Source organism: Okeania sp. SIO2B9 (assembly GCF_010672505.1).
GTDB classification, from domain to species: Bacteria; Cyanobacteriota; Cyanobacteriia; order Cyanobacteriales; family Microcoleaceae; genus Okeania; species Okeania hirsuta.
The window spans coordinates 1-2,564 of sequence record NZ_JAAHGK010001113.1 but is presented as its reverse complement, the minus strand read 5'-3'; the positions used below and the strand labels follow the sequence as shown (position 1 = coordinate 2,564).

The following is a 2,564-nucleotide window of genomic DNA, read 5'->3' as shown; positions in this document are numbered from 1 at the left end:
AGTTCATTTCTATCTAAGCCCTAAATAGAGAATATTTGGCTTCACTCAATACTTGACACCAATCATTGTACTCCTCAATATTTTTCTCTGGCGACAATGAATTAGCCCTGCCTGATTAAGGGGGGTTGAAACCGCCGTTCGTTTTTCCGCCCCCGCGCCTAAATTGAGGGCGTTACCAAGCTCTCGAACTTCCTCCGTGTTAATTATTATTCATAAACTTTGGTGCAGATATTAGGGGTTTACCTCTCTCATCTGTTATGGTCTTTTGATTTTCTTCTCTCAATTGTTGAGATTGGTCTGGAGGTATAGGTATAGTTTGATACTCTACAGCTTCTGGAGTTGGAGTCTGATATTCTGGAGTTGGATTCAGCCAGGTTTGCCAAATTCTAATTTGACTCTGAGCTGAGTTATAAGCAACACTATTTACCGGGATTTTTCTAGCAATCTCAATAGCTAGTGGTACATTTTGATTAACTTCGTCCATAGCGATCGATAAAATTTGTTGACCCCATTGATTAATCAACTGGGAAGCTTCCAATTGCCTAGAACTGTAAGTGGGTACTTTCTGTGCTAAACTGATAGCTTGAGCATAACCATCTACCGTACCTACTGCTGCTGCTTGACGAGCATTCTCTAAACTTTCTTTTGCCTCTTTTTGAGATTGCCACTGTTGTATTTTGGAGTTAGCTTGGGGATATAGAACCCTTCCTTGTTGAATCTGTTGTGCTGTAATAATTGCCTGTTCTAAATTACCTGAGGATGCTAGGCGTTCTGCATTATCAAGAATTGGTTGATCTTGAGAACGTTGAACTCTTTGTGTCCACCTTTGGATTTTCTGTTGAGCTTCCTCATATAGAGTTCTGCCCCTACCAATTTGACTTGCTTCATCAATGGCAGCTTGTATAGAACTAATATCGCCAAAACTTGCTAATTTTTCTGCTTTTTCCAAATAAGGCCGGTCTTCTTGTTGCTGTAGTTGTCTACTCCAATTTCCTATCAAAGTAGTTGCTTCTTGTCCACGGGGGTTATAAGGAGGAACAGTCTGCAATTTAGCGATCGCTGCTTTCAAATCGCTAATTCCTCCTGGTTGGGCTAGTTTTTTTCCTTCTTCTATAATCTTGACATCTGCAATTTCTTGTTGCCAAATACTAATTAACTGTTGAGCTTTGCTGTAAAGAGGTCGTTCAGTTTTGAGTTTTTGAGCTTGAGCAATAGCATCTTCTAGTCCCACTATTGTACCCAGATTAGCTGGAGAATGGGCACGAGCTAATAATTCTATATCTTTTACTTTTTCCTCTAGGACATCATTTTCTGGAACTTTATTAACTATCTTGAGTGCTTCTTGCCAATTTCCTTCATTTAGTTCTACTAAGGCTATATCTGCTATTTGTTCGCCCAAATTTAGTATCAACTTTTGAGCGGTCTGATAGAGATAGCTATTTTTCCCAATTGCTTGAGCTTTTTTGACAGCATTGGTGAGATTATCTAGTCCACCTTGTTGGCCAATCTCTCGTGCTTGGTTTAATTTGCCACCTTCTTGGCGAGTTCTTTTGATGTCGTTAATTAGTTCCTGGTATTTTTTCGTTTCCCAATGTACATTTGGTACTGACAGTAGACGAGAAGCTTCCATGGAAGCTTGATTCCATTCTTCCTGACGCAGATGTTCTTGAGCTTTCTTATAAGTTGTTTCAGCTTTAGTCCAAGTTTGTTGCCAATTTTGAATCTGTTCTTTGACAACTGGATAAGCTGAAACTTTCTGAGGTACTTTTTGGGCAATTTTAATAGCTTCTTCTAATTTTCCATCTTGAAAAGCTAAATCTCCCAGGGACAATATTTTTTCAGACCATTGTTCAATGTAAACATCAATATTTGGACGCATTGGATGGTCATTTGATAAAACATCTACCAAATTAATTGCTTGAAGTAAACTATCTACTGTGGGAGAAGTAGCTAATATCTGAGCACAATAAAGACGTTTGCTTGCTGATGCGGTTGGCCAGTAACTTGCTTCACAATCTGCCTGAGAAGGTAATTTGAATAAGGCTGATATGGCTGTTATACCTGCCCCAGCTGGAACTATTACCAATAGTGCTATCCAAAATAGCCATTTTATCGGCCAAGTATTGTTTGCAGATTTTGGGCTTTTTTGCTTAGTTTTTTCTATTGGAGAAACTGAATATTTTTGCAGAGTGGAAGGTTTGGCCGGATGTTTGTATGTTTGTATCTGACTGCCATTGGATCTAAGTTGCTGCAGTCTTTCTTCGCGGTTTTTCCTACGTTCAGGTAGTTGCCATTGGGTTTGTTTTTTTTGCTTCATCTGGCGTAGTGTCCGTATACGGTCTATTGTTTTGTATTTTTCATTCATATACACTACTTATCCCGAACAGCAAGCAACAGATATATTTCATGCTTAATGACTTTCCGGTTGGTTTAGCCTCGAGATCGGCTATCCGCTGCTGATCAAGGCGTCGGCCGGTGGCGGCGGCCGAGGTATGCGCATCGTCGAGTCGGCCGCCGGGCTGGCCGAGGCGGTGTCGGGTGCGGTCCGGGAGGCCGAGTCGGCC

General features: G+C 40.9%; 2 protein-coding genes. One reads left to right on the top strand and one right to left on the bottom strand.

Translation table 11 applies throughout. From position 1 onward, the window contains the following. Window positions 1-199 precede the first annotated feature (199 nt). Complete coding sequence (locus F6K13_RS27900; RefSeq protein WP_124144066.1) at window positions 200-2,365, bottom strand: hypothetical protein; 2,166 nt, start codon at window positions 2,363-2,365, stop codon at window positions 200-202. A gap of 76 nt (window positions 2,366-2,441) precedes the next feature. Between F6K13_RS27900 and F6K13_RS27895 the strand changes: the two genes are divergently transcribed. Continuing rightward, the coding region (locus F6K13_RS27895; protein ID WP_375340685.1) for a hypothetical protein at window positions 2,442-2,564 on the top strand (123 nt) is incomplete at its 3' end.